This is a genomic window from Ruegeria sp. CL6 (assembly GCF_056536465.1).
Genome location: NZ_JBQFPR010000009.1, coordinates 95,377 through 119,889 on the forward strand (window position 1 = coordinate 95,377; position 24,513 = coordinate 119,889).

Annotated in this window: 25 protein-coding genes, 1 tRNA gene and 1 pseudogene; 11 read left to right on the plus strand and 16 right to left on the minus strand. The window is 57.9% G+C overall.

Annotation, left to right across the window (positions count from 1 at the left end; genetic code table 11):
• Positions 1 to 45: 45 nt before the first annotated feature.
• The gene (locus tag ACR0LH_RS19575) at positions 46 to 1,227 is read left to right on the plus strand and encodes a phytanoyl-CoA dioxygenase family protein (protein WP_480722181.1); all 1,182 of its coding nucleotides are present in this window, start codon (positions 46 to 48) and stop codon (positions 1,225 to 1,227) included.
• A gap of 47 nt (positions 1,228 to 1,274) precedes the next feature.
• Positions 1,275 to 2,081 (plus strand): 5-deoxy-glucuronate isomerase, encoded by an 807-nt coding sequence (gene iolB / locus ACR0LH_RS19580; protein ID WP_480722183.1) that lies wholly within the window; start codon positions 1,275 to 1,277, stop codon positions 2,079 to 2,081.
• Between the two features lie 9 nt (positions 2,082 to 2,090).
• Here the strand turns inward: iolB and ACR0LH_RS19585 are convergent, their stop codons facing one another.
• The 3 genes from ACR0LH_RS19585 to ACR0LH_RS19595 are packed head-to-tail and all read right to left on the minus strand — an operon-like array spanning position 2,091 to position 4,741.
• A complete protein-coding gene (locus ACR0LH_RS19585; protein WP_170555590.1) occupies positions 2,091 to 2,930 on the minus strand; it encodes a class II fructose-bisphosphate aldolase in 840 nt (279 codons plus the stop codon).
• Positions 2,927 to 3,763 carry a 5-deoxy-glucuronate isomerase gene (locus tag ACR0LH_RS19590; protein WP_480722184.1) on the minus strand — a complete coding sequence of 279 codons (837 nt, stop codon included), beginning with the start codon at positions 3,761 to 3,763 and terminating at the stop codon, positions 2,927 to 2,929. Before ACR0LH_RS19590 ends, ACR0LH_RS19585 begins: the two co-directional genes overlap by 4 nt.
• A gap of 9 nt (positions 3,764 to 3,772) precedes the next feature.
• A complete protein-coding gene (locus ACR0LH_RS19595; RefSeq protein ID WP_480722186.1) occupies positions 3,773 to 4,741 on the minus strand; it encodes a PfkB family carbohydrate kinase in 969 nt (322 codons plus the stop codon).
• Positions 4,742 to 4,868: 127 nt separating this feature from the next.
• Here ACR0LH_RS19595 and ACR0LH_RS19600 point away from each other — a divergent pair, with 127 nt between their 5' ends.
• Both ACR0LH_RS19600 and ACR0LH_RS19605 read left to right on the plus strand, forming a co-directional pair.
• Positions 4,869 to 5,972 (plus strand): Gfo/Idh/MocA family protein, encoded by a 1,104-nt coding sequence (locus tag ACR0LH_RS19600; RefSeq protein ID WP_480722187.1) that lies wholly within the window; start codon positions 4,869 to 4,871, stop codon positions 5,970 to 5,972.
• 36 nt (positions 5,973 to 6,008) lie between these two features.
• Positions 6,009 to 7,142, plus strand: coding sequence for a Gfo/Idh/MocA family protein (locus ACR0LH_RS19605; protein WP_480722188.1), 1,134 nt, complete (start codon positions 6,009 to 6,011; stop codon positions 7,140 to 7,142).
• Here the strand turns inward: ACR0LH_RS19605 and ACR0LH_RS19610 are convergent, their stop codons facing one another.
• Positions 7,143 to 8,141 carry a LacI family DNA-binding transcriptional regulator gene (locus ACR0LH_RS19610; protein WP_170414677.1) on the minus strand — a complete coding sequence of 333 codons (999 nt, stop codon included), beginning with the start codon at positions 8,139 to 8,141 and terminating at the stop codon, positions 7,143 to 7,145.
• Between the two features lie 843 nt (positions 8,142 to 8,984).
• Here ACR0LH_RS19610 and ACR0LH_RS19615 point away from each other — a divergent pair.
• Positions 8,985 to 9,305 carry a hypothetical protein gene (locus tag ACR0LH_RS19615; RefSeq protein ID WP_480722206.1) on the plus strand — a complete coding sequence of 107 codons (321 nt, stop codon included), beginning with the start codon at positions 8,985 to 8,987 and terminating at the stop codon, positions 9,303 to 9,305.
• 244 nt (positions 9,306 to 9,549) lie between these two features.
• Here the strand turns inward: ACR0LH_RS19615 and ACR0LH_RS19620 are convergent.
• From ACR0LH_RS19620 to ACR0LH_RS19630, 3 genes and pseudogenes are all read right to left on the minus strand, one after another.
• Positions 9,550 to 9,738, minus strand: a pseudogene (locus ACR0LH_RS19620) (DUF6538 domain-containing protein); the annotation flags it as partial.
• A 62-nt stretch (positions 9,739 to 9,800) separates the two neighbouring features.
• Positions 9,801 to 9,876: transfer RNA gene (locus tag ACR0LH_RS19625), tRNA-Val, on the minus strand.
• A gap of 73 nt (positions 9,877 to 9,949) precedes the next feature.
• Positions 9,950 to 11,203 (minus strand): aminotransferase class V-fold PLP-dependent enzyme, encoded by a 1,254-nt coding sequence (locus ACR0LH_RS19630; protein WP_480722190.1) that lies wholly within the window; start codon positions 11,201 to 11,203, stop codon positions 9,950 to 9,952.
• A gap of 225 nt (positions 11,204 to 11,428) precedes the next feature.
• Between ACR0LH_RS19630 and modA the strand changes: the two genes are divergently transcribed.
• The 4 genes from modA (at position 11,429) to ACR0LH_RS19650 (ending at position 14,509) form a co-directional block, all read left to right on the plus strand.
• Positions 11,429 to 12,208, plus strand: coding sequence for a molybdate ABC transporter substrate-binding protein (modA, locus tag ACR0LH_RS19635; RefSeq protein ID WP_480722192.1), 780 nt, complete (start codon positions 11,429 to 11,431; stop codon positions 12,206 to 12,208).
• 3 nt (positions 12,209 to 12,211) lie between these two features.
• A complete protein-coding gene (gene modB / locus ACR0LH_RS19640) occupies positions 12,212 to 12,904 on the plus strand; it encodes a molybdate ABC transporter permease subunit (protein ID WP_170696375.1) in 693 nt (230 codons plus the stop codon).
• Complete coding sequence (modC, locus tag ACR0LH_RS19645) at positions 12,901 to 13,998, plus strand: molybdenum ABC transporter ATP-binding protein (protein WP_480722193.1); 1,098 nt, start codon at positions 12,901 to 12,903, stop codon at positions 13,996 to 13,998. The genes modB and modC overlap by 4 nt, the downstream gene beginning before the upstream one ends.
• A 109-nt stretch (positions 13,999 to 14,107) precedes the next feature.
• A complete protein-coding gene (locus ACR0LH_RS19650; protein ID WP_480722194.1) occupies positions 14,108 to 14,509 on the plus strand; it encodes a hypothetical protein in 402 nt (133 codons plus the stop codon).
• A 7-nt stretch (positions 14,510 to 14,516) separates the two neighbouring features.
• Here the strand turns inward: ACR0LH_RS19650 and hemF are convergent, their stop codons facing one another.
• From hemF to clpS, 4 genes are read right to left on the minus strand one after another with little or no spacing between them, the layout of a single operon-like run.
• Positions 14,517 to 15,401, minus strand: coding sequence for an oxygen-dependent coproporphyrinogen oxidase (gene hemF / locus ACR0LH_RS19655; RefSeq protein ID WP_480722195.1), 885 nt, complete (start codon positions 15,399 to 15,401; stop codon positions 14,517 to 14,519).
• Between the two features lie 4 nt (positions 15,402 to 15,405).
• Complete coding sequence (locus ACR0LH_RS19660) at positions 15,406 to 16,203, minus strand: SDR family oxidoreductase (protein ID WP_170615778.1); 798 nt, start codon at positions 16,201 to 16,203, stop codon at positions 15,406 to 15,408.
• Positions 16,204 to 16,240: 37 nt separating this feature from the next.
• Complete coding sequence (locus ACR0LH_RS19665; protein WP_480722196.1) at positions 16,241 to 17,206, minus strand: class I SAM-dependent methyltransferase; 966 nt, start codon at positions 17,204 to 17,206, stop codon at positions 16,241 to 16,243.
• A gap of 30 nt (positions 17,207 to 17,236) precedes the next feature.
• Entirely contained in the window at positions 17,237 to 17,578 is a 342-nt protein-coding gene (clpS, locus tag ACR0LH_RS19670; RefSeq protein WP_170388989.1) for an ATP-dependent Clp protease adapter ClpS, read from the minus strand.
• Positions 17,579 to 17,669: 91 nt separating this feature from the next.
• Between clpS and ACR0LH_RS19675 the strand changes: the two genes are divergently transcribed.
• Together ACR0LH_RS19675 and ACR0LH_RS19680 are read left to right on the plus strand one after the other, a co-directional pair.
• Positions 17,670 to 18,371, plus strand: a complete 702-nt coding sequence (locus ACR0LH_RS19675) for an HAD family hydrolase (RefSeq protein ID WP_480722197.1) — start codon at positions 17,670 to 17,672, stop codon at positions 18,369 to 18,371.
• 280 nt (positions 18,372 to 18,651) lie between these two features.
• On the plus strand, positions 18,652 to 20,034 hold the full coding sequence (locus ACR0LH_RS19680; RefSeq protein WP_170388991.1) for a D-alanyl-D-alanine carboxypeptidase family protein: 1,383 nt from the start codon (positions 18,652 to 18,654) through the stop codon (positions 20,032 to 20,034).
• Between the two features lie 58 nt (positions 20,035 to 20,092).
• On the opposite strand, the gene ACR0LH_RS19685 is transcribed toward ACR0LH_RS19680, so the two are convergent.
• From ACR0LH_RS19685 to ACR0LH_RS19705, 5 genes are all read right to left on the minus strand, one after another.
• A complete protein-coding gene (locus ACR0LH_RS19685; protein ID WP_480722198.1) occupies positions 20,093 to 21,340 on the minus strand; it encodes a hypothetical protein in 1,248 nt (415 codons plus the stop codon).
• Positions 21,341 to 21,491: 151 nt separating this feature from the next.
• Positions 21,492 to 22,253, minus strand: coding sequence for a LamB/YcsF family protein (locus ACR0LH_RS19690; protein ID WP_480722200.1), 762 nt, complete (start codon positions 22,251 to 22,253; stop codon positions 21,492 to 21,494).
• Between the two features lie 12 nt (positions 22,254 to 22,265).
• Positions 22,266 to 23,264, minus strand: coding sequence for a 5-oxoprolinase subunit C family protein (locus tag ACR0LH_RS19695; protein ID WP_480722201.1), 999 nt, complete (start codon positions 23,262 to 23,264; stop codon positions 22,266 to 22,268).
• Positions 23,261 to 24,016 carry a 5-oxoprolinase subunit B family protein gene (locus ACR0LH_RS19700; RefSeq protein WP_480722203.1) on the minus strand — a complete coding sequence of 252 codons (756 nt, stop codon included), beginning with the start codon at positions 24,014 to 24,016 and terminating at the stop codon, positions 23,261 to 23,263. The genes ACR0LH_RS19695 and ACR0LH_RS19700 overlap by 4 nt, the downstream gene beginning before the upstream one ends.
• A 303-nt stretch (positions 24,017 to 24,319) precedes the next feature.
• A partial coding sequence (locus ACR0LH_RS19705; protein ID WP_480722204.1) for a hypothetical protein occupies positions 24,320 to 24,513 on the minus strand: 194 nt, incomplete at its 5' end.

Below are 24,513 nucleotides of genomic sequence, written 5' to 3' on the forward strand. Positions count from 1 at the left end.
GGGCGAACACGTCACAACACCAAAGCCATGAGAAAGGAGAAAATCATGGTGCATCAAGAACTTGGGTATGTCGGGTATTTTGACCGGGAATCCTGTGATCTGGATGAATTCAAGGTGTTGACCTCTCAGAATCTTTCGGCGGATGCGGTGCCATTTGCTGCAACGGTTGAACGCAATGTGCCTGTCTATGACATGCAGGCGTTGCAACCTGCGCTGAGGAAGCCCGAGGACCGGTTGGCCCTGTTGTCGGAATGGGGTTGGGTTCTGAACAAATCCGCTGGCGTGATTGCGTTGAAAGGGGCCTATTCGGATACATCAGTGATCGACCGGGCCACGGACGCGTTTACCCAGATCATTGCCGAAGAGCGCCAAAGCGGAGCGGGAGAGGGCGATCACTTTGCAGCCTCAGGCGCCAATGATCGGATTTGGAACGCGGCGCAAAAGCAATGCCTGCGAGACCCCGAAGGGTTCGCACTGTATTTTGGAAACACGTCGATTGCGGCGGCATGCGAGGCGTGGCTGGGTCCGAACTATCAGGTCACTGCGCAAGTCAATCAGGTGCGACCCGGTGGTCAGGCGCAGCAGGCGCATCGCGACTATCATCTTGGGTTTCAAAGCGCAGAAAATGCGGAACGCTACCCGGCCCATGCCCATCACCTGACCGCCGCGCTGACCCTGCAGGGCGCGGTGGCCCATTGTGACATGCCGATCGAAAGCGGGCCGACCAAGTTGTTGCCTTTTTCACAGCTCTACGCGCCCGGTTATCTGGCTTTCCACGATCCTGCTCATGGGGATCATTTTGAAGACGCGTATATCCAGTTGCCTCTGTCCAAGGGTGATGCGGTGTTCTTCAATCCGGCGCTGTTCCACGCTGCCGGCGAAAACCGAAGTTCGGATATCAATCGAATGGCGAACTTGCTGCAAATCTCGTCCGCCTTTGGGCGCGCGATGGAGGCCGTGGATCGACAAGCCATGTCGCAAGCAATTTTGCCGTCCCTGATCGCATTGAAACAGCGAGGCGATCTGGACGCCTTGGAGCTGAATGCTGCAGTCGCGGCCACGGCCGAAGGGTATCCATTCCCTACCAATCTGGACACGGACCCGCCGATCGGGGGCAATGCGCCGGAAAGTCAGGCGGACATTCTACGCCGCGCGGTCGCCGAAGGTTGGTCAGAGTCGCAATTGGCCGACGCGCTTTCGGCCTTACTCACACGGCAAGCCGCGTGAAACATCATTCGGTTGGGTTCTGACCCACCCATCAAGGAGACGACGCCATGGCAGACTTGCTCAGGAAACCGTTCGGCACACGCGGCAAGGTGCATGATATTACTCCGGCCAATGCGGGCTGGTGGTATGTTGGCTTTGGCCTCTATCACCTGCGGGCGGGCGATGTCGCGTCCGAGGTGACCGGGGACCAAGAGGTCATTCTGGTCATGGTCGAAGGCAAAGCGCAGATCAGCGGAGCAGATCGCGACTGGGGTGTGCTGGGCGACCGGATGAATGTGTTTGAGAAGACGCCGCCGCATTGCCTCTATCTGCCCAATGGGGTCGAGTGGCGGGCCATTGCCGAAACCGATTGTGTTCTCGCCGTTTGTTCAGCGCCGGGAAAAGGGGGGCACCCTGCGCGGCGGATTGGGCCGGATGGCATCACCTTGACCGAACGCGGTAAGGGGGTGAACACCCGCTATATCAACAACATCGCGATGGAAAACGAAGACTATGCCGACAGCCTTTTGGTGACCGAAGTCTTCACTCCGAACGGCCATTGGTCGTCTTATCCCAGCCATCGCCATGACGAGGATGACTTTCCAAGGATCACCTACCTGGAAGAAACCTACTATCATCGCCTCAATCCCGCGAACGGGTTTGGCATTCAACGGGTTTATACAGATGACGGCCAATTGGATGAGACCATGGCTGTATCAGATGGTGACGTTGTGACCGTCCCGCGCGGTCATCACCCTTGCGGTGCCCCTTATGGGTTCGAGATGTACTATCTGAACGTCATGGCGGGTCCGCTGCGCAAATGGCGCTTTGTTCCGGCCCCCGAAGTCGAGTGGGTTGTGGAGCGCGACGGGTAACGTCTGCGCCTACCTTTGCGGAGGCGCGCCGAAAGCCCGGATCACGATGCGGGCAGCGGCTTCGACGGGATCATGGGTCTCTTTCAGAATGGTTACGCGGTCAAAACGGTCTGCATCGCGATTCACCGCTTCGCGAAGGGCTTGGCCAAAGGCCATGCGCAGCTCGGTCCCGATGTTGAACTTGCAGATTGATGTGTTGCGCGCCAAACGGCTGCGTTGTTCCACTGGCACGCCCGATCCGCCGTGGATCACCAGCGGTACATCAGTAACAGCATCGATTTCGGTGATACGGGCCTCGTTCAGCTTACCTTCTTTGTCCTGTTGCAGGTGGACATTGCCGACCGAGATGGCCATCGCATCGACGCCGCTTTGACGTGCGAACAGGGCTGCTTCTTCCGGGTCGGTGCCGTTTGATCCTTCGCCGCCGGAATAGCCCACGAAGCCGATCTCACCCTCGCAGGAAATTCCAGCGGCGTGGGCCATGTCTGCAATGGCGGCAGTTTCGTCGATATTCTGCTGCAGGGGCTTTCGCGATCCGTCGAACATCAGCGAAGTGAAGCCGCTGTCCAGAGCAATTTTGCACTCCTCGAACGTATAGCCGTGGTCAAGATGGGCCACGACCGGGACCGAGGCGTTCTCGGCCAGGTACCGAAACATCTTGCCCAGAATTGGCAATGGCGTGTGCGCGCGGCAACTTGGCCCGGCTTGAAGGATGACAGGCGCGTTTTCAGCTTCGGCGGCAGCTACGTAAGCGCGCATATCCTCCCAGCCCAGTGTGACCAACCCGCCGACGGCATACCCTTGTTCATGGGCAGGGGTCAGCACATCCTTCAGTGTGGCAAGAGTCATTTGAACTTGGCAATCATGTCTTTGATGCCCGGTATGGTTTCGACCTGATAGGCATGGGTGGGTTGGAAATACTGTACCAACGAGCGCTGTGTCAGGCCGCCGAGAATGGTGAAATAATACATCTCATATCCCGGAAGAACGCAGCAGGGGTGATACCCTTTGTCGATACAGATCGTTGAGCCATCGACGATGTGATATGCGTCGCCCGGCTTGTTATCCTCGCGTTGTAGCATTTGCAGGCCCGAGCCCCAGTTGGGTTTGAAGCGGAAGTTGTACGTCTCGTCATGGCGCGTCTCGTCGGGCAGGCGATTGGTGTCATGCTTGTGGCTGGGGAAACCTGACCAACCGCCCTGACCAACGGTAAACAGTTCGCTCACCAGTAGGCGGCCGACCTTGTCATGCTGTTTTTGGCCCAGGATGTGTTTGATCTTGCGATGGGTCTTGGTGTCGTCGCTGCCGTATTGAACAAGGTCATGTTCACGCACATCGAAAGGTTCCAGCACCTTGTCGTATTTGGCACCGGCGACGAAGACCTCGGCGGTGTCCGATACACAGACCATCTGCGCTTTGGCACCCACCGGAACATATGCCCCCTCGGGTTCGCCATCCCAGACATCCTCACCCCGGTTTCCCAGCGCGGGAAATTGCATGCTCTCGATTTCGACATCGACGCTGCCGGCGGCTGGTACGATACAGGTTTCATAGCCGGGCACCTGGTATGCGAACGCCTCGTCTTTCTTCAACTTGACGATGTTGAAATAGTTCAGGGGCACCGTCGGATCGTCGGCATCGACGATGGGCTTGTTCTGGTTGTCATAGGGCGCGATATGCATGGGACTCTCCTATGTCGTGGGGCCGTGATGAGACGCAAGGAACGCATCCAGTTCTTGTGTGGTGGGCATCGCCGGGGCGCATCCGGGCTGGGATACGACGATCGAGGCGCAGGCCGAACCGCGCATGACCGCGTCTTCCAACCCGTATCCTGCCGCGATTGAAGCCAGCAGCCCCGCCATGAAACTGTCGCCCGCGCCGTTTGGCTTTACGGCTTTGACAGGATAAATCCCGGTCTCGATTTCCTGCCCGTTGAACAAAGTGACCGCACCTTCTTCGCCTTTCTTGAAGATGACAATGCGCCCCGGCTTTTCAGCCAGTTCCTTCGCCTTTGCAAAGCCACGTTCCATGCCTCCAGCCATGAATCCGAACTCTTCGTCATTGCCAACGATCATGTCGCTGGCCTCGCCTGCGCGGGACAACACATCGGCGGCTACTTCGGCTGAGGGCCAGCTATAGGGGCGGTAGTCGATGTCAAAAATGATCGGTAGCCCGGCGTTTCGGGCATTCTCAAAGGCGCGGAATGTGGCGCTGCGTGAAGGTTCCGACGCAAATACCGTTCCGGCCGAAATCGCCGCCGTGAACTTTCCATAGTCGATCCGGTCCATGTCTTCTTTTGTGACTTGAAAATCAACGGCACCATTGCGGTAGATGACGTTCTGGAAGTTTTCAATTCGGCTTTCGTAAACGGCCAGCGAAACGCGGTATTCTCCTCCCAGAACACGGATATAGGACGTGTCCACGCCATAGTGGGCCAGACGGTTCAGGCAGAACCGCCCCACCGCATCGTCCGAAACCGAAGTGATCAGTGACGCCCGACTGCCCAGCTTGACCAATCCCGCGCAAATATTGGCGGACGACCCACCCAGATCAGCGCGGAACGTATCCGCGTCTTCGCTTTTCACGCCAACTGGGTCGGCAAACATGTCCATGCCCGCACGCCCAAAGACAGCAAACCGGTTTCCTTTGATACCGTCCATCAAAGTGGCCACAGCTTTTCCTCCGGCGAGAATGGGTTTGCAGGGACTGTTGTTCCTTGCGTTGAATCGATTCACACGATACTGATTTTGCAACCGGTTGCAAATACAATGTTCGGGGCCGTTGCAAATGTCTGAAATCGGAATTGGAATCGTTGGCGGGGGCTATATGGGCAAGGCCCATTCCGTAGCGATGGCGGCGGTGGGTGCCGTGTTCAACACATCGCTGCGACCGCGGCTTGAAGTGATTTGTGCTTCGACCGCAGACAGCGCCGAACGGTATCGCGCGGCCTATGGATTTGCCCGCGCGACACATGACTGGCGCACGCTCGTTGGCGACGGGCGGGTCGAGGCGATCGTGATCGCGTCACCTCAATCCACGCACCGTGAGATCGCCGAGGCTGCGTTTGCGCTGGGCAAGCCGGTGCTGTGCGAGAAACCTCTGGGCGCGTCGATTGATGATAGCCGGGCAATGGTGGCCGCAGCCGAGGCTGCGGGTGCGATCAACATGGTTGGATTTAACTATATCCGCACTCCGGCCAGCCAATTCGCCCGCAAGTTAATCGCAGATGGTGAGATTGGTGACGTCACCTGGTTCCGCGGTGAGCACACCGAAGATTTCTATGCAGACCCGCAGGCTCCGGCGACTTGGCGCACAACTGGCACGGCCAATGGAACCATCGGCGATCTGGCCCCTCATATGGTCATTGGTGCGATGGCTCTGATCGGGCCGATTGCGCAGGTGATGGCCGATGTAGAGACCGTCCACAGCCAGCGACCGGGCGGAGAGGTCACGAATGACGATCATGCGCAGGTGATGTGCCGTTTTGAGAACGGCGTCATGGGCAACCTGTATTTCAGCCGTGTCGCAACGGGGCGGAAGATGGGCTATGCCTATGAGATTTCAGGCACAAAAGGTGCGATACGGTTCGATCAAGAGGACCAGAACGCCCTGTGGCTCTACCGCCGCGAAGGACCCGAGGCGTCGCGGGGGTTCACCAAGATCCTGACCGGCCCGGCGCACCCGGATTATGAACCCTTCTGTCAGGGGCCGGGGCATGGGACAGGGTACCAGGACCAGATTATAATCGAGGCCAAGGACTTCCTGCACGCGATCCATTCCGGCCAGAACATCTGGCCGACGTTCCGGGATGGGCATGAGGTGAACCGCGTTCTGGCGGCGGTGCGTGCCTCCTCGGATCAGCGGCAATGGCAAGCGGTCAGCGATTTCTGACCGCGCAAACAACAAGACAACAGAGAGACTAAGATCATGGCAAAATTGAAATGGGGCATGATTGGTGGCGGCGAAGGCAGTCAGATCGGACCTGCCCACCGGCTAGGGGCGCTGGCCGACGGGAGGTTTGAATTCACTGCGGGGGCGCTGGACCATCGTCCCGATGTGGGGCGCGAATACGCGCAACGTTTAGGTGTGGCCCAGGACCGCGCCTATGGCGACTGGCAAGAAATGCTGGCTGGCGAAGCGGAGCGCGCCGACCGGATCGATCTGGTCACCATCGCAACGCCAAATTCGACCCATTTTGAGATTGCGAAAGCCTTTCTGGAGGCCGGATTCAATGTGCTGTGTGAAAAGCCGATGACCATGACCGTGGAAGAAGGTGAAGAAATCGTCCGCGTTGCCGATGCTTCGGGCAAAATCTGTGCTGTGAACTACTGTTACTCGGCCTATCCGATGGTGCGGCAGGCCCGTGCGATGGTGCGGGCAGGCGATATCGGCAAGGTGCGTCTGGTTGTGACGAATTTCAGCCACGGCCACCACGGTGACGCAACCGATGCCGATAACCCCCGCGTGCGCTGGCGGTATGACCCGGCAATGGCAGGAGTATCCGGGCAATTCGCAGATTGCGGTATCCACGCGCTGCATATGGCGAGCTTCATCAGTGATGATGAGGTCAAGGTGCTTTCGGCGGACATGGCCTCGACCATTTCCAGCCGAGAGCTCGAGGATGATGCGATGGTCAACTTCCGAACCGAAGGTGGCGCGGTGGGTCGGCTTTGGACCTCATCCGTCGCCATAGGACGTCAGCACGGGTTCGATATTCAGGTCTTTGGCGAAACCGGTGGGTTGCGCTGGGCGTCCGAGCAACCCAATCAACTGGTCTATACCCCGGTCGGAGGCCGCACGCAGATTATCGAAAAAGGCGAAGGCGGTCTGCACGACGACGCGCAACGCCTGTCCCGCGTGGCGATTGCCCACCCCGAGGGGTTCCCGCTGGCCGTAGCCAATATCTATTGTGATCTGGCGGATGCGATCAGGGGCGAAGCCCGCGATGGGTTGCCGACCCCGGCTGATGGTGTTCGGTCGATTGCTGCGGTTCACGCAGCGGTTGCCTCGTCCAAAAATGACGGCGCGTGGACAGATGCACGTCCGCCGATGTTCCGTTAATCAGGGGCGGGGTCGCAAGGTGCCCCGCTCGATCACCCGGCAAGGGAAAATGCGGGCCTCGGGATATCGTTCGGGGTCTTTCAGCATCTCCTCGACCAAGTCGACGGATGATGTGATGATCTGCTTGATTGGTTGGTGAATCGTCGTCAGGTTCACGCTTTGCCAGCGCGACATCTCCATATCGTTCAGGCCGATAATCCCGACGTCCTTACCCGGCTCCAACCCATGATCGGACAAAGCCGACAGCGCGCCGATTGACAGAATGTCATCACCGCAGAAATAGCCATCGGCCGGTGCCTGTTCTAGCAGACGCAGCATCTCGGCCCGTCCTGCTTCAAAGGAATAGGCCCCTGCAAATGAGTGAGAAACCTCCAGCTCGGGGTGCTTTTCGACTTCTTCCATGAAGCCGCGATAGCGATCCATCGCCGAAGTTGCATCCTTCGGTCCGCCCAGATAGCCGACGCGACGATAACCGCGGGCCAACAGCTCACGCGCGGCCATCCGACCGCATTCAACGTTGTCAATTCCCACGACATGGACCTCGGGCGAGGTTGCCGACCGTCCGAATGTGTGCACGACAGGAACGCCCGCGTCGTGGAACGCCTTGGCGAAACTGGGTGGGAGGGTCGAGGACGCCACGATTGCTGCATCCACCGAGTATTGGCGCAGCATTCTCACTGAATTGGCCGGTTCAGTTTCATCAGTCAGGTTCACAATCAACGGCCGCAGACCGCGTTCCTGCAACGCTCGGGTAAATTGGTCGAAGACCTCAAGGAAGATAGGATTGTGAAAGTTGTTCGAGATCAGCCCGATCAGCTTGGTCCGCCCTGTCGTTAGCGATGAAGCCAGCGCATTCGGGCTGTATCCCAGTTCCGCTGCGGCTTTCTCAACCTTGCTTCGGGTCTTGGCCGAAACAGAAGCCCCTTCGGTAAACGTACGCGAAACGGCCGAGCGCGACACGCCAGCAAGAGCGGCGACGTCTTTTAGGGTTACACTCAAAACGGGCACCTGCGGCAACGGGTAAAACTGACATGCGACTTCATGGCTGAATACTACGCAGCATCGCCGCGAAGTTGCAATCGGTTGCAAGGCCTAAGTGTCCCTGACGCTGGGTCCACAATTTGCGATTGGCGTGAATGGTTGGGGATGAGAGTCTCGATCTCTCGGCAAAGCTTTAGAAGCCAATGGTTTATTTGGTGCTTTGTATCCGTGCAAACGACTTTGGAATGGCCCAAACAAACAAACGCAAGAATGGGCATCCAACTGTTCCTTATTCTGACGCTGGGCGCGACATTTTATCAGGAACCTGATCCTCTGCGCGCAGGTGGTTCCCCCGCGAAGATCAGGTTCACTTTCTCGACAGGCGGGCCAGTGGTTTAATGCGCGCGCCCGTCAAGTTTGTTCGGAGTGTGAGATGTGAGCGCAATCTCCGCCGCCCTCACGTCCTATCGAGAGTGGGCGGCCGGGACCGGGGCTGCTGGCGCATGTGCTGGTCTCTAGGAATGCGGACCACTTGCCACTCTATCGCCGTCACAGATCTAGGCCCGTGATTGTGTCAATCTGGAACGCCTAACGAGGGACACCGTTGATTGTTGCCAGCTTGCTCGAGTCTGATCCGGAAAAGGCACCTACTTACTGGTCCCATGTTCAGTTAAATCTTGGGGTAGTTTTTCAGATCGTCAGGCGAGTGAAGGTTTGGAAAACACACGGATCCCCACCCAGTAAGCCAACCCGATCCTTGAATGCGTAAACAGAGCGAACTTAGCGTTTCCGTAATTTTACGCCCGGCCCAAGTACTTCTTGCCGAACTGAAAAGCAAAGTGCGCAAGGAGATCGCCCGCAATGATCGGAGTTGGCTTATCAATCACGTCCCTGGCCGTTCGGCGGAGGCCGGGCAATCCCATCGCTCGCCTTAAAGCACCTCTTTTGCGCGATCCCTCCGACCTGTCCACGCTGTTTCAAGATGCCGCTGGCACGATCCCGGTCACGTCTCCGGGCGATACTGTGATGCGGCAAAACAACAAGGGCACCCTCGGAGGGCATTTTCTGGCAACCGGCACTCTGACCTATCAAACCGATGGGTCGCGTCACTGGTTAGAAACAGGTGAGAGCGAGAGCGGCCCGATAGTGGTAGCCCAGTTCGTTCTGAGGGAGTGGCCTTAAGGTGCTCAATGAAGCTCAGTGCCAGAGAGCGGTTAATGTCTGTGACCTGTATGTTTCCAGAGTATGCCTCAAATGTCCTAAGGTGTTGGCGATACCTAACCTTTGTGCTGCTATTAATCCCGTCCGATTCAGCTAACCACCTGTCGGCGGTATGTCTTACAGTATTCTTTTGTTTCGGAATGTTTGGGCGAATTGTTTGAGACGGCGTTTGTCCTTCGGTGATCGCTTCAAGGATTTCCTCAAGGACTCTTGAACGACGCTTCAAAGCTTCGGCTAGGTCCTGAGTTCCTAACCCTCGGACGATCTCTCGTTTGCCAACGATGTCTTGGTATTCAATTGGTACAGCCACCCTGAGAGCGTACCCTTTACCTCTAAGGAACAATCCTTTTGGTAGTCCAACACGGTTTTGAGGTTTCGATTCCCGTACATTCATCCTCAAATAGTCTCCAAGTTCTCGTTACAAGACCCTGAGTAAACCATTGATAATATTGGGAATGGTGGGTGATGAGAGACTCGAACTCCCGACATCTTCGGTGTAAACGAAGCGCTCTACCAACTGAGCTAATCACCCGTGACGGTGCATGTAGCCAAGCCAGCGCGCGGGCGCAAGAGGGTCTGGCATAATTTCTTTCCTCGATTTCGGATCAGTCCGCGATCTCGTTCAAAACGGTCAGCAATTGCGCCACTTCCTGTTCGGTGTTGTAGTGGCAGAGCGAGATGCGGATGCAGTCGCTCAGGCCCAGCGGCGTCAGCACATTGCCGCTATAGTGATCGGCCTTTCTGATGTGGGTACGGATGCCTTCCTGATTCAGCCGTGTCACGACTTGGGCAGACGGTGTGTCGCGCACAACGATCGAGACCAGCCCCTCGCGTGCGGGGTTGTCGGCACCGGCCAGGATCGTGATGTGATCCATATCGCGTAGGCCGGGCAGATTGCCGGTGCCGTTGATCATCGCATCGGTCAGGTGGGTTTCGTATGCGTGAATGGCGCGACCGGCAGCCTCAATCCGGGCGCGTCGATCTGTTTCCTCCGATACCTGTTCCCCCAGCCAGTCAAAATAGGCCACAACATCGGACATCGTTGCGTAAGACCCCGTGTCGCGGGTGCCGAACTCCCACCCCTCAGACGGGGCGTCGATCAACTGATCATGGGGCAGGGCGGTCAAGCGGTCTGAAATCCAGGCAATCCCGTAGCCGTGGCGTGAAAACACTTTGTAAGGCGAAATCGCATAGCCATCGACGTGATAGCTGTCGATATCCAACTGCCCATGCGCCGCATGCTGAATGCCATCGACGATAATGCAACAGTCTGGCGAGACGTCGCGTATGGCCTGCGCGATGGCCGCCACGTCCATGCCCATACCTGTGACGGGCGAGGCGTGAACGATCGTTGCAACGCTGACATCCGGTGTCATGGCCGCGCGGTAGTCGTCGGCTGTGACCAAGCCCGTTTCGTCATCATGCTGCACATTGACGTAGCCCAATCCGGCAATCTCGGCCCAGCGTCGTGCGGCACTGCGGCTTGCGGGGTGTTCGATCGAGCTGCCGATCACCTTGCTGCCCTTAGGTGCGTTGACACAGGCGGTGCGGATCATTCGGAACAACAGCTCGGTCCCGCTTTCTCCGACAAAGAACTGCCCGGTCGAGGCATTCATGAACACTGACAAATCGGCCTTGGCCGCATTGATGATGTCCACAAGCGTATGGCTGGCTATGTTATCCCGCCCCTGATTGTCAGGGATTGCGGCAAACTTAGCCGAGGTTTCAACGACCGAGTTCAGCGTCAGTGCCCCGCCCGCGTTCTCGAAAAAGATGCGAGGGCCCTGAAAGGGGCAGGCGTCGACATGGGCAAAGCGTGAACGAATGGCGTCTATCAGACCGGGTGTAGTGTGCAGCATGGTGGACGTCCTGTTCTTTTCGCTGTGCGCAGCATCTATCTGGCGCCGGGTGGGATCAATATCGTTTGCGACATCCGCGAAGATCCAACTGACGGAAATGGCCCTGTTGCGCTTTTTTCGTTCATTATCTGTCTCATATGTGGTCGCGTTCCGCAAAGGCGCTTGCGTGTGCCCCGTCGCCTCAGATATCCCCGGAGGGACTGAAACTTTTCAGACGGGAAGAAAATGATCCTGTCACGTGCTCGCCGCTTACTGATTGCGGTTCTCGCCATGGCAATCTCGCTGCAGGCTCCGCTGCGGGCCGAGGCCGAGGGTGTTTTGGTGTTTGCGGCCGCCAGTCTCAAAACAGCGCTGGACGAGATTGCACCGTCGTTCGAGAGTCAGACAGGGCAGAATGTCACCGTCTCGTACGCCGCGTCTTCCGTTCTTGCGCGCCAGATCCAGCAGGGCGCCCCGGCACAGGTTTTCATATCGGCCAATGCGGACTGGATGGATGTTCTGCAGGATCAGGGTTTGATCGACGCAGGATCGCGGGTCAATCTTGTCGGGAATGGTCTTGTTTTGATCGGTGGTCCGGACGTTGCCGAGATCGGGGTGATGGGGCCGGAAACAGACCTAAGTTCTGCATTGGAAGGTGGGCATTTGGCTATGGCATTGGTGGACGCCGTGCCTGCGGGAATTTACGGAAAGGCGGCGTTGCAGAATCTAGGGCAATGGAGCCGCGTAGAACATCGTGTTGCTCAGGCTGACAACGTGCGGGCTGCGCTTGCGTTGGTTGCGGCGGGGGCAGTGCCTTTGGGCGTCGTCTACAATTCGGACGCACTGGCTGAAAATCGGGTCAAGACTGTCGCGACATTCTCACCTGACTTGCACCCGCCCATCATATACCCTGCTGCCGTTGTCGAGCCGACGTCATCCAAGGCGCAGGCTTTTCTTGCTCACCTCCAATCGGACGCTGCGCAGGCAGTTTTCCTAGAGCAGGGTTTCACCCTGCCGGGTGAATAACGCATGGGGTGGTTGGGGCCAGAGGAACTTGAGGCGCTTAAACTGTCGCTCCGGGTGTCGTTCTGGGCGACGTTGGCGACCCTTCCTTTCGGTGTTTTCGTGGCCTATGCACTGGCGCGCTGGCGGTTTCCCGGCCGTCAAATTCTGAACGGGCTGGTGCACCTTCCGCTTATCCTGCCCCCGGTTGTCACGGGGTATCTTCTGTTGATGACCTTTGGAATTCAGGGGCCGCTTGGCCGCCTGCTGGCCGAGTTTGGGATCGTTGTGGCCTTTCGCTGGACCGGCGCGGCGCTGGCGGCTGGAATTATGGCGTTTCCGCTGATGGTGCGCGCGATCCGCCTGTCGATCGAAGCGGTTGATCCCAAGCTGGAACAGGCAGGTGCCACGCTGGGTGCGCCTCGTTTGCTGGTATTTGCCACGGTTACCTTGCCGATGATCTTGCCGGGAGTGGTTGCAGGGGCGATCCTGGCCTTTGCCAAGGCAATGGGTGAATTCGGAGCGACCATTACATTTGTGTCTAACATTCCTGGGCAAACGCAGACCTTACCCTCGGCCGTCTACGCATTCCTGCAAGTGCCGGGTGGCGAGTCCGCAGCGACCCGTCTGGTTGTCATCTCGATCGTGATTGCGATGGGTGCGTTATTGTTGTCCGAGTTTATCGGGCGCCGGGTAGCCGCAAGGGTGGCTGGGTCATGAGCCTCTCTGTCCGCCTACAGCATGACTTGCCGGACATCAGGCTGGACCTCAGCTTTGATGCGCCGCCCGGTGTGACTGTTCTGTTTGGACGATCGGGATCGGGAAAGACGACTGTCGTGAATGCAGTCGCGGGTCTTCTGCGCCCCAAAGCCGGACGGGTGAGTGTTGACGGGTGGGAACTGTTTGACACTGAAAAAGGTCTGTGGCTGCCACCACATAAACGACGGCTGGGGTATATTTTCCAGGAAGGACGCCTGTTTCCGCATCTCAACGTCCGCCAAAATCTTGCCTATGGTCGTTGGTTCGCCCCTCGGGGCGCGCGCCGGGAAAATCCCGATAGAGTGGTCGAAATGCTGGGCATCGGGCATCTGCTAGACCGTCGGCCCGCCGGTCTGTCAGGCGGCGAAAAGCAGCGTGTCGCGATTGGTCGCGCTTTGCTGGCTAGCCCGCGTCTGATCCTGGCCGACGAACCTCTGGCCGCGTTGGACGATGCGCGCAAGTCTGAAATCCTTCCTTACTTCGAGACGCTCCGAGACGAAGTGTCGGTGCCTATTCTGTACGTCACGCATTCGGCTGCCGAAGTCGCGCGTCTGGCGACGTCGGTCGTGGCTTTGCAGGATGGCAAGTCCGTCCGCCACGGCCCAGCTTCTGAGGTCTTATCCGATCCGTCAGTCGCGCCTGCAGGTGTCCGGGCCGTGGGTGCGGTGCTTCAGGTCAAGGTTTCCAGGCATCACGCCGATGGCCTGACGGAATTGAATGCGGGCGGCACAAGCCTGCATTTGCCGCATATCCCGCACCAGGTGGGGGAAACTTTGCGTATCCGTATCCCCGCTCAGGAAGTCATCCTGTCGCGGACGCGTCCCGTGGGGCTTTCGGCCTTGAATATTCTGGAAGGAACCGTTGAGACGATCCGTTCAGGCGAAGGACCGGGAGCGATCGTTTCCGTGAAAACGCCTGCCGGTGCCGTTCTTGCACGTATCACACGTCGTTCGGTGGAAGCATTGGAGTTGGAACCTGGTCGGCCGTGCTATGCGGTTGTCAAAACCGTCGCGCTTGCGCCTCAGGACGTAGGCGGACGGCTTGGCGGCGACTGAGCCACTCACCGACCCGATGGGAAGCTGGCTTGGAAAGGCGGCTGTCTTTACTCAATTCGTTTGTCCGCTATGGTTTGACGCGGATGTTTTTTAATCATGGATATTGATCATGCGGTTCTGGACGATACCCTGCTTGGCCTTGTTGATTGCCCTTCCGGGTCTTGCGCAGGCGGTCGGCTTCGGAGCGTACCCGGCGTTTAGAACCACGGTCACACCGATGAAGAACGGCATATACGAAGTTTCAGCGATCGGGAGTTCAGCGCCGGTTGCCTATTGGTGTGGTATCGGCGATTTCGCCATTCGCAGCCTTAGAACCAAGGCATCCCAGCGGATTTACATAACCAGAGCCTATGAAAAGCAGTCCAGGACCGTGCAATTCTCGCTGACCCCGCCCGAAGGGGTCGATACCACTCCGGGCTACTCGGTCACCGTCAAACGTGTGGGTGAAAACATGTCCGCCGGATCAGCGCAGGGGTATTGTTATGACAACTTCATGGATTTCGGGTTCTGATCGCTGATCAGACCCATTTGGCCAACGGCGGCAGGCTCATGAGAACGGCATCGGGGTCGTGGCCGGTTTCCAGCCCGAACTTGGTGCCACGGTCATACACAAGGTTATACTCTGCATAGAGGCCACGGTGCACAAGTTGCGTGTTCTTATCGGTCTCGTCAAAATCTTGAATCCGGCGTTTTTCGACCAGCGGCAGGAAAGCGGGGAGGAACGCTTTTCCGATGTCCTGAGTGAGCGCGAAATCCGATGACCAGTCGCCAGTACAGTAGTCATCCATGAATATACCGCCAACGCCACGGGCGCGTTTGCGGTGCGGGATATAGAAATACTCGTCCGCCCAGTCTTTCAGGCGCGGGTAGTGCCCCGGTCCGTGCGGGTCCAGATGCGCCTTTTGCGTGGCGTGAAAATGGTCGGTGTCCTCGTCATATTCGATACAGGGGTTCAGGTCCGACCCGCCGCCGAACCACCACGCGTGCGGGGTCCAGAACATGCGGGTGTTCATATGAACGGCGGGAACATGCGGGTTCTGCATATGCGCGACCAATGAAATACCCGAAGCCCAGAACCGGGGATCTTCCGTCATGCCGGGGATCCCTTTTCGCGCGGCCATCGCCTGCTGCGCACGCTCGCCAAGCGTCCCGTACACGGTCGAGACATTGACGCCGACTTTCTCGAAGACACGACCTCCGCGCATGACGGACATCAGGCCACCACCCGCGTCCGAGCCATCATCGGACTGTCGCTTGGTTTGCTTGACCTCGAAACGGCCCGGTTGCGCGTCCGAGAACGGACCAGTGTCATGGCTATCTTCCAGGGCTTCAAACGCGGCAACAATTTCGTCACGCAGTTGGCGGAACCATTTGGAAGCGGTGGTTTTTTCAGTCTCGAACATGGGCTTAGTGTGCTGGGGCTGCGACAGGGTCCAGCAGTGTGCGACCGCCATCAATTGTCAGGATTTGTCCGGTGATAAAGCCCGCGGCATCGGATGCCAGAAACTGAGCAGTTTCCGTCAGTTCGGTCGGGGCCGCGATGCGGGAAAGCGGAGTGTGCTTTTCAATGTCGTCCCGAAAGTCCCTGTTCTCTTTCAGGGTCGATTGCAGCGAGGCACTCATGACCGACCCAAGGGCAATCGAATTTACGCGGATGCGGTTCGGGGCCAGTGCGACGGCCAGCGACCGGGTCATCTGATCCAGAGCAGCAGTCGAGACCGAATAGGCCATCAGGTCCGGGTGTGTGCGCCGGGCGGCAATCGAGGACAGGTTGATGATGGACCCGGCCGGGCCTTCGTCGTCACCGGCCTGTTTGATCATGCGCTGCGCAACGACCTGGCTGAGCCTCAAGGCGGGCATTAGGTTCTGGTTCAGCAGGTTCCGCACCGAGTCGTCATCGGTGTCCAGCGGGTCGGACGGCGTCACCTGCCGTGCACCATTGATAAGGATGTCCACCTGATCGAAAGCGTCGATGGTGGCCGACAACAAGTTCGCGATCGTCAGCTTTTCGCGCAGATCACCGGCAAAGAACCGAATGTTGCTGTCATCGGCCTGCTCACCCAGTTCTTCGGTCAGCCGCTTTTCGTCCATGTCCGCAAACATGACATTGGCCCCGGCGTCGGCGAAATGCCGACCGATGGCCAATCCGACGCCGTTGGCGCTACCGGTGACGATTGCTGTTTTACCAGCGATGGAAAAGGACATTCGTAAACTCCTGAGTTGCAGCGCAGGTTAGCCGGGATCACCGACGAGGGCGAGAGGCGTGGAACACCTTGAAACGATTGTCGCCAGACACTTCTTCGACACGCGCGAAACTATCGCTCAGCGTCGCCTCATAGGGCAGATGGCGGTTTGCGACCATCCAAAGATCGCCGTGCTTCGCCAGATTGCGCGCAGCGGATTGGATGAAACCCTGCCCCAGCTCTGGTTCGGCGCTGCGCGAGGTATGGAATGGCGGGTTCATGACGACCATGTCCAGTGCCTCGGGTGCGTTCCATGTCACGGCATCCGCCCAATGGAACGCAGCCCGGTCGTCTGTGACATTGGTCTGCGCGCAGGTCAGGGCGATATGGTCGGCCTCGACCAGATGAAGGCTGCGCAGACCTGCCTTTTGCAGCAGCCGGGCGGACAGAAACCCCCATCCGGCACCCAGATCGGCCACGCGCGCGCCGATCTTTTCGGGCAGGGCGTTTACCAGCATCGCCGAGGCCGGGTCGATCCCGTCTGCAGAAAATACGCCTGGCGCAGTCCGAAAACCGTCGACTGTCTGAGCGGCGGGTGCAGCCCAGTCCGCAAATGAATCGGGAGCGGACCGGAACCAGAAAATCTTGCCATGCGCCTTTGAGATCGGCCCTTCCACGGCCACACGTTTGCGAATTTCCTTCAGCAGGCTGTCAACGCCGTCTGTTTTCGCACCGTCCACCACGATCATGCCTTTGGCGCGCAGGCAGGCTTGCTGCACCATGCTGCGTGCCAGTGCCTTGGCGCGGGGCAGAATCACGATCGCGTCCTGACATGGGTCTTGGGAGGCGGGGGTGGTCTGGAACCCCTGGCCCTCAAAATGGTCATGAAAGGGTTTGAAAGGTTGCACCACCTGCGTCTCGCGCGGCAGCAATGAAAGATCGGTTGCAGGGCTTGGCCCAATCACGGTCAGAGGCTGAGACAGCACAAGGCCGCTTTGCAGGGCGAGATCAAGGCGAGGGGACATGGGCAAATCCGGTAAGCGCCGCCAGCGGCGTCACTCTTCGCGTTCCATGGTGCATTGCAGCGGGTGCTGGTGCCGGCGGGCGAAATCCATGACCTGTCCGACCTTGGTTTCCGCAATCTCGTGGCTGAACACGCCAACCACGGCAACGCCCTTTTTGTGAACGGTCAGCATGATCTCGAACGCTTCGGCGTGCGTCATGCCGAAGAAACGCTCAAGCACATGAACGACGAATTCCATGGGGGTGTAGTCATCGTTCAGAAGAAGAACCTTGTACAGCGGCGGGCGTTTGGTCTTGGGGCGTGTCTCTACCAGAACCGACGAGTCAGAATCGTCGTCGGAATTGTCAGACATCATCCATTGGTCAATAAGCATCGCGCGGCTGTCCGATTCAGGCTTCGGTTTATCTGAGCGGTTATATAACGTCCAAGGGGTCAGAGAAAAGAGCCAGCAGGACGCAATTTCAATGGAAAACAAGCTTACCACAATTGGTTTCGATGCGGACGACACATTGTGGCACAATGAGAGGTTCTTCCAGCTCACGCAGAGCTATTTTGCGGAATTGCTTGCTGACCATGCCGAGCGCGATCATCTGCTGGAACGATTGCTGGAAGCTGAAAAGCGCAACATTCGACACTACGGATACGGGATTAAGGGATTTACCCTGTCGATGATCGAAACCGCCATCGAGGTGACCGAAGACCGTGTTCCGGCCTCGGTCATTCGGCAGTTGATTGAAGCAGGGCAGGACATGCTGGCCCATCCGATTGAGTTGTTGCCCCACGCACGTGAGGCGATCGAGGGGGTGGCAGCGACACATAAGGTCGTGTTGATCACCAAGGGCGACCTGATTGATCAGGAACGCAAGCTGGCACAATCGGGCTTGGGCGAGTTGTTCGACGGCGTCGAGATCGTCTCGGAAAAGACGCGCGAATCCTATCGTGAGATTTTCGACCGATATTGCGAAGGGCCAGAACACGCGATGATGGTCGGCAATTCGATGCGATCAGATGTGGTGGCTCCGCTACAGGCGGGATGCTGGGGAGTATATGTGCCCCACGGACTGGTGTGGGAAATCGAAAAAGCAGAGACCCCGGTGAACAATCCGCGCTTTAAGGAATTGGGTGATTTGGGAGAGTTGTCGGGCTTCGTGCGTGAGATTGGATGATGTTGCTGATTGGTCTCAGTTCCTGAAAATCAACGTCTTACCGGCGTCCTGTTTTGCGGATTGCGCCGATTTGGTGGGTGTTGGATTGGGTGTTACTAGATGTAGTGCGTGCCCAAATGGGTGATAAAGCCGCGAAAACGGCAGCTTTTGGTTTATTTCGCGGGGTCTCTGTGTTAGCCTGTACATAATAAAATAATTGATTTGCTGACCGGGAAAACCCGGCGGCGTGAGGTAGACAGAGGCAAAGATCGTGCAGGTTCGGCGGACAGTTCCGGCCCGAATGGGCTTTATTCTCATAGCATTCGTGTGGTTGCTATCTTTTGCACCACTCCAGTCATTGGCCGCGCCCTATGCGGCCATGGTGATCGACGCGCGCACCGGTGAGGTGCTTCATTCGCGCAACGCCGACACTCGGCTTCACCCCGCATCGCTGACCAAGATGATGACGCTCTATATCGCGTTTGAGGCTGTGCGAAACGGTGAGATCGAGCTGGACACCCCGGTTCGCATCACCAAGAAAGCCTCGTCTGAACCTCCGTCGAAACTGGGTCTTCGCACGGGCCAGACGATTGCGTTCCGGTATCTGATCCGCGCTGCTGCTGTGAAATCGGCCAATGACGCGGCCACGGCAATCGGCATTGCCATCAGCGGATCCGAGGCAGCATTCGCCCGTCGTATGACCCGCACCGCCAAAGCCATGGGCATGAGCCGCACCACGTTCAAAAATGCCCACGGGCTGACGGAGTCAGGACACCTTTCGACTGCCCGGGACATGACCACGCTTGGTCGGCATCTGCTGTATGACTATCCGCAGTATTATAACCTGTTTTCGCGTCAATCGACGCATGCCGGGATCAAGACCGTTCCGAACACGAACCGCCGATTGCTGGCCGCCTACAGTGGCGCAGATGGGATCAAGACCGGATACACGCGGGCTGCGGGCTTTAACCTTGTGGCTTCGGCCAAACGCAAAGACGAACGGATCATCGCCACGGTTTTCGGTGGAAAATCCGGCGCATCACGTAACGCTAAAGTGGCCGAGCTGCTGGATATGGGTTTCCGCCGCGCACCGTCGCGTGCACCAATCCGCAAGCCGTCGCGCCCTGAATATGCAGGAAATGCGGGCCTGAACGTACAAGTGGCGCGGTTGGTCGGCGCTCCGTCCACCAGTTTGCGGCCTGTCTTGCGCCCAGGACCGGGTGCCGCCGTTCAGGTGGCCGGTACGGTCGCGGCGACTGCTGCGAAGAACGGCGCGCGCATTCAGGATGGGATTGCAGCAGCCATTGCCGCCGCGGATATTCAGACACCGACCGACGATACGACACGGCCGGCAGCACGCCCCGAAGACCTTGTCCTGGCGTCGACCAATCCGACCGAACTGCCCGAACCCGAACAGGAAGTCGTGACGCGCCTGTCCACTTCGGGAGGGCATTTGTGGGGCGTGAATGTAGGGCGCTATACCACGCGATATGAGGCCGAGAAGGTGCTGTTGAAAACAGCCCTTTCGGAAATGACCACTCTGGAAGGAACGCTGCGCAAGGTGAACCAAAGCGCGCGCGGCTTTGATGCGACGTTTCAGGGCATGACCCGCGAGCAGGCTGATCTGGCCTGCCGCAGGCTTCAGGCGCGGAACGTGACGTGTTTCATGATCGGGCCGTCATAAGACCCGACATGCATTCTCCTGGCTGGACATGGGCTGCGAAGAAATTCGCAGCCTTTTTTTAGTCGAAGACGTGGCCGTGCTGGTATTGCTCATCCTGACCGGCGGCGGCGGTCAGCGCGGCGACGTTGTCCTTGGTGAAGAAACCGTCATAGTGATGGCAGCGCTCAATATACTCGGTGATCAACAGGGTGTTCTTGGAGTGTTTTGAGAAGATCTGTTTCAGGTTTGGGTCGTCTTTGCACTCGCCAACCACATGCGCCAGAAACGGCACGCCCTTTTCCTTGAGGGTGTTCACGACGAAATCGACGTTCTTTTCACCAGCCCCGTGGTCTCCATCCTGTATCTCGACGGCCATATGGTGCAGGCGGCGACCAAAGTTGCGCACGAAGTCCTCGGTCGGCATCGGCAACTTGGCAAAGGAGTTCACGAATGAGGGCGTGTTGTTTGCCGTGAACACCTTGGCGGGGGATTTCTTGTCATCGTCGACATTCGGATTGCGGTTCACATTGGTGGACGAGTTCATGTCAAAGATGTTGTACGCACCCCAGAAATAATAAGGCACCATCGTGAGAAATTCGAGGATCGCATCCTCGCGCTCTCCGGCCAGTACACGTGTGGCAAGGTGGTCGATCCCCAGCATAAGTGGGGCGATCTTGCTGTCGGAACCGAAAGACGCAGCCTGATCCAGACGAGTTTGTTCAGCGTCGCTGAGCAAGACGCGGTCCCCCAGACCAAGACTATCCGTGTCGTTGAAATCCAACGTGGAATAACCGACCCGATTACAGGTGAAATCCGATGGCGTCGTAAAGCGGAAGCCATCCAGCGTGTAAAACGGATTTTCGGTATCGCCACTATATTCAAACCGTATATTCTGATCTTCCAGCGTCTTGGTCAGCGAGTTCAAGTCGGATGCCGCGAATACCTCGCCCACATACCGGGTCTGGGGCGTGTTGCGGGCCAGCGGATACATGCGGTTGATGCGGGGAATGAAGTCCTCGAATGTCGGGCTGAGAGGTGCCATCACGATTAGCGCGGGGTAATCTGCATGGGAATGCAGAACCGAAAACTTGTGCGTTCGTCCAAGATAGCTGGCGGTGTGCCGATAGGGGGTCATCACGTAGAGCTCGACCAGTGTGTCGAACAATGCGTCCGGTTCCACCTGAAGAACAATGGCCCGCATCGGCCCGACCTGATCTGCGATACCCGAATTTGAGCGGCGCTCGTAAATCATCGGCAGATATTCGTTGAAGAAATCCGAGTTCTTCTTGTCGCCGCGGGGTTCGTAAGACATCAGATCAAAAGACATTAAGCGCGCTCCTTGCCGTTGCGCCGTGTGGTCAGCGCAGGTCGTTGCCGGGATTTGTGGTACTCAGATCATACAGTTACGCACATGCTAGGGGCTGAGACGATACCGGGCAACAGTCTGGACATGGGGCGGCTGAGTTACGCCAACCTGATCAACGGATGAATTTTGTCACGTCAACGCCGCCCGCAATCAGGTTTTCCCGAACCGAGCGGGCAATCTGCACGGCAGTTGGTCCGTCACCGTGCAGACAGATGGTGTCGATCGACGTTTCCAACCGTTTGCCGGATTCGGTGATGATGGCCCCTTCCTGAACCATATTCACAATGCGCGGACCGGCCAATTCGGGGTCGTGTATGACTGCGCCGGGTTTGCTGCGGTCGACCAGAGTTCCGTCGTCGTTGTAGGCGCGGTCTGCAAATATCTCTCCGACCCATTTGCAGTTCAGCTCGCGCACGGCGTCTTCCTGTTTGGTCACGGCCAAGACCATGATGATAGTGTCCGGGTCCACATCCAGGGCACCCTGATAGCAAGCCCGTGCCATGTCGATGTCAACCGAACACATATTGGCAAGTGCTCCGTGCAGTTTGAGGTGCCGGACCTTGGTGCCAACAGCCTTGGCAACCCCGATGGCCGCGCCCAACTGATACCGGACAAGATTGCGCAGGCTGTCATGTGGGATCTTCATGTTGCGCCGCCCGAACCCCTGAAGGTCGGGAAACCCCGGATGCGCCCCAATGCCGACATTGTTTTCTGCCGCTTGTATCATCGTCTGTGCCATTACGTCCGGGTCACCGGCGTGAAAGCCGCAGGCGATGTTGGCCGAGGTGATGATCTTGAGCAGACTTTCATCATCACCCATGTTCCATGGGCCAAAGCTCTCTCCCATATCTGCATTCAGATCAACGCTGGGCATCGGCAAAACTCCTTAGTCAGTGGCAGAGATCATTCCGCCGACCAATTGGTAGGATAACAGGTCAGGGATGTCATGGGGGTCGCGGATCAGGGGTTCCACCCGAGAAGGCAGGCGAGACAAATCGCCTTGGAAGGCCGCGTGCAGGGCGACGGCCTCATCCATCGTAACAAACTGGAACTTCAGATGCCCGCCTGCGGGCGTTTGCGCCGCACGCGGCAGGTCGCACGGAAGGACCGTCGCGATGCGCGGATACCCTCCGGTGGTCTGGCACTCGGGCAGCAGGATGAAAGGGTTCCCGGTGCCGGTCATCTGGATGTCGCCGGGGGTTATGACCTCGGACAGGATGTTAAGTTGACCCTTGGCGGCAAAGCCTTCTCCGGCGCTTTCAAGCTGCATCCCCATTCGGTTGGCCCGGGCACCACGTTGGAACTGCGTATTGGCAAACCGGTCCAGGGTATCTTTGTCGAACAGAGGGGTTTGGAAGCTGGCGACGACCCGAAGCACACCGCCCGAAAATCGGTTGTCGGGCTGTAGTTTCAACCCGGCCTGGCCCGAACCCGCACCGGCGGATAAACGGTCGCCAACCTGCACAGTTCGTCCAATCTTGGCCGTCAGGTGGGCGGAGCGAGAGCCAAGGAACATGTCGCCGTCAATTCCACCGCCGATATGCAAATACCCGTAGTTCCCTTGTGTCGCTGCCCCGACGGTTAGTCGCTGTCCCGCTTCAAGTTCGTGCGACGCATTCCATATGACGGGGCTGCCATCCACGCTTGCCTGCATCGGCGCTCCGGTCAACGCAATCCGCGTGGGTTCGGTCGCTTCAAACTCGCCACCCATGCCCGCCATTTCCAAAGCCGCCAATGTCGGCGCTTGACCCAGCAAGGCCGCCCCTTCGTGCAGGGCCAGAATGTCTGCGGCTCCGGAACGTGAAAGACCCTGATCCAAACAGCCGATGCGCCCCTGATCCTGAACTGTACATGCGGGCCCTATACGCAGAACAGAAAGACTCATGACTCGATGTCCTGATACGTCGCGCCGCCTGATCCATCTGTGTCGTTCGCGCGAATATTCTCCAGGTCGTCTTGAGAGACAGGAAAGAACTGCATCTCATCGCCGGGCTTCAGCGCAAAGCTGTTTGGGCGCTCGGGTTGAAAGCAACGAAACGCGGTTTGCCCTACATGGCGCCACCCGGTCGGAGTCGGACCTGAAAACAACACGAATTGAGAGATTGCCAAAACCAGTGCGCCTTCCGGCACCATCGGCGTCAGGCTTTTCAATCGCGGTATGTTGAATTCGGGGCCAAGTGGCCCGAGGTATGGCTGCCCCGGTGCAAAGCCAATCGTCAGCACACGCACGCGCGATTCACTCAAGCGCCGAACCGCTTCGTCCGGGGTCAAACCTGCCGCCTCTGCCGCTTCATTCAACTGTGGAGCAAGCTCGCCCCCGAAAACGGTAGGAACACGCCAGAAGGTACGACCGGTTGGCATGGGCGCGTTAAACCAGTTTTGCTCGGCTAGTAGGGCATCAACTCGGTCCGTGATGTCAGCATGTGTCAACTGGGTCGGGTCAAATCGAATATAGGTCGACGCAAGCGAAGCCGATGTTTCGATTACCCCCGCCCATTGCTTGGAATCGACAGCACCGCGAAAAGCGAGTGCCGCGCGGTTCGAGGGCTCGGCCATAGTATCGGCGAAGGAAATCAGTAGGCCGTCAAAGCCAACTGTATGAATTCGTGGGAATGGATCAGTGCGTGTCGATTTCATAGCGCAGGGTGCTGAGGCTTATCCGTATTGGCGACCTGACCGTATTCAATGCAAATGCGCAAGACTCTCGGCAAAGTATTGTCACGCCACGCTTTCAATCTGACCTGCGACTCGCTGATTCACGGTCTGAGTCGTCTCTTTGGGCCAAGGGCGACTCGCGTGAGTCTTGTGGTGGCTACAGAGTTCCTCACTATATATAGAGTCACGGCCGAGTGCGCGACCTGCTTGCGGTATCACTCCTGCTGTTATTCGGGTGGGGTTGGGGTGAATTGGCGTAATTGGTCTTTGTTTAACTCTCTGTTTTTATTTCCATAAAAAGAAAATCGCAAAAAAAACGCGCAGGATGTGATTTTCCACTTGCGGTGCAATGTTGTTATCCTTAGAACCCCCTTCACCGGCGCTGGTGAGGCGCTGGGACGCGGCGGAAGCGGCGGAGACGCTCAGGAGAGACTGGGGGCATCTTGAGGGATTGATTGAGGCGGGCGCGCTGAGTGATT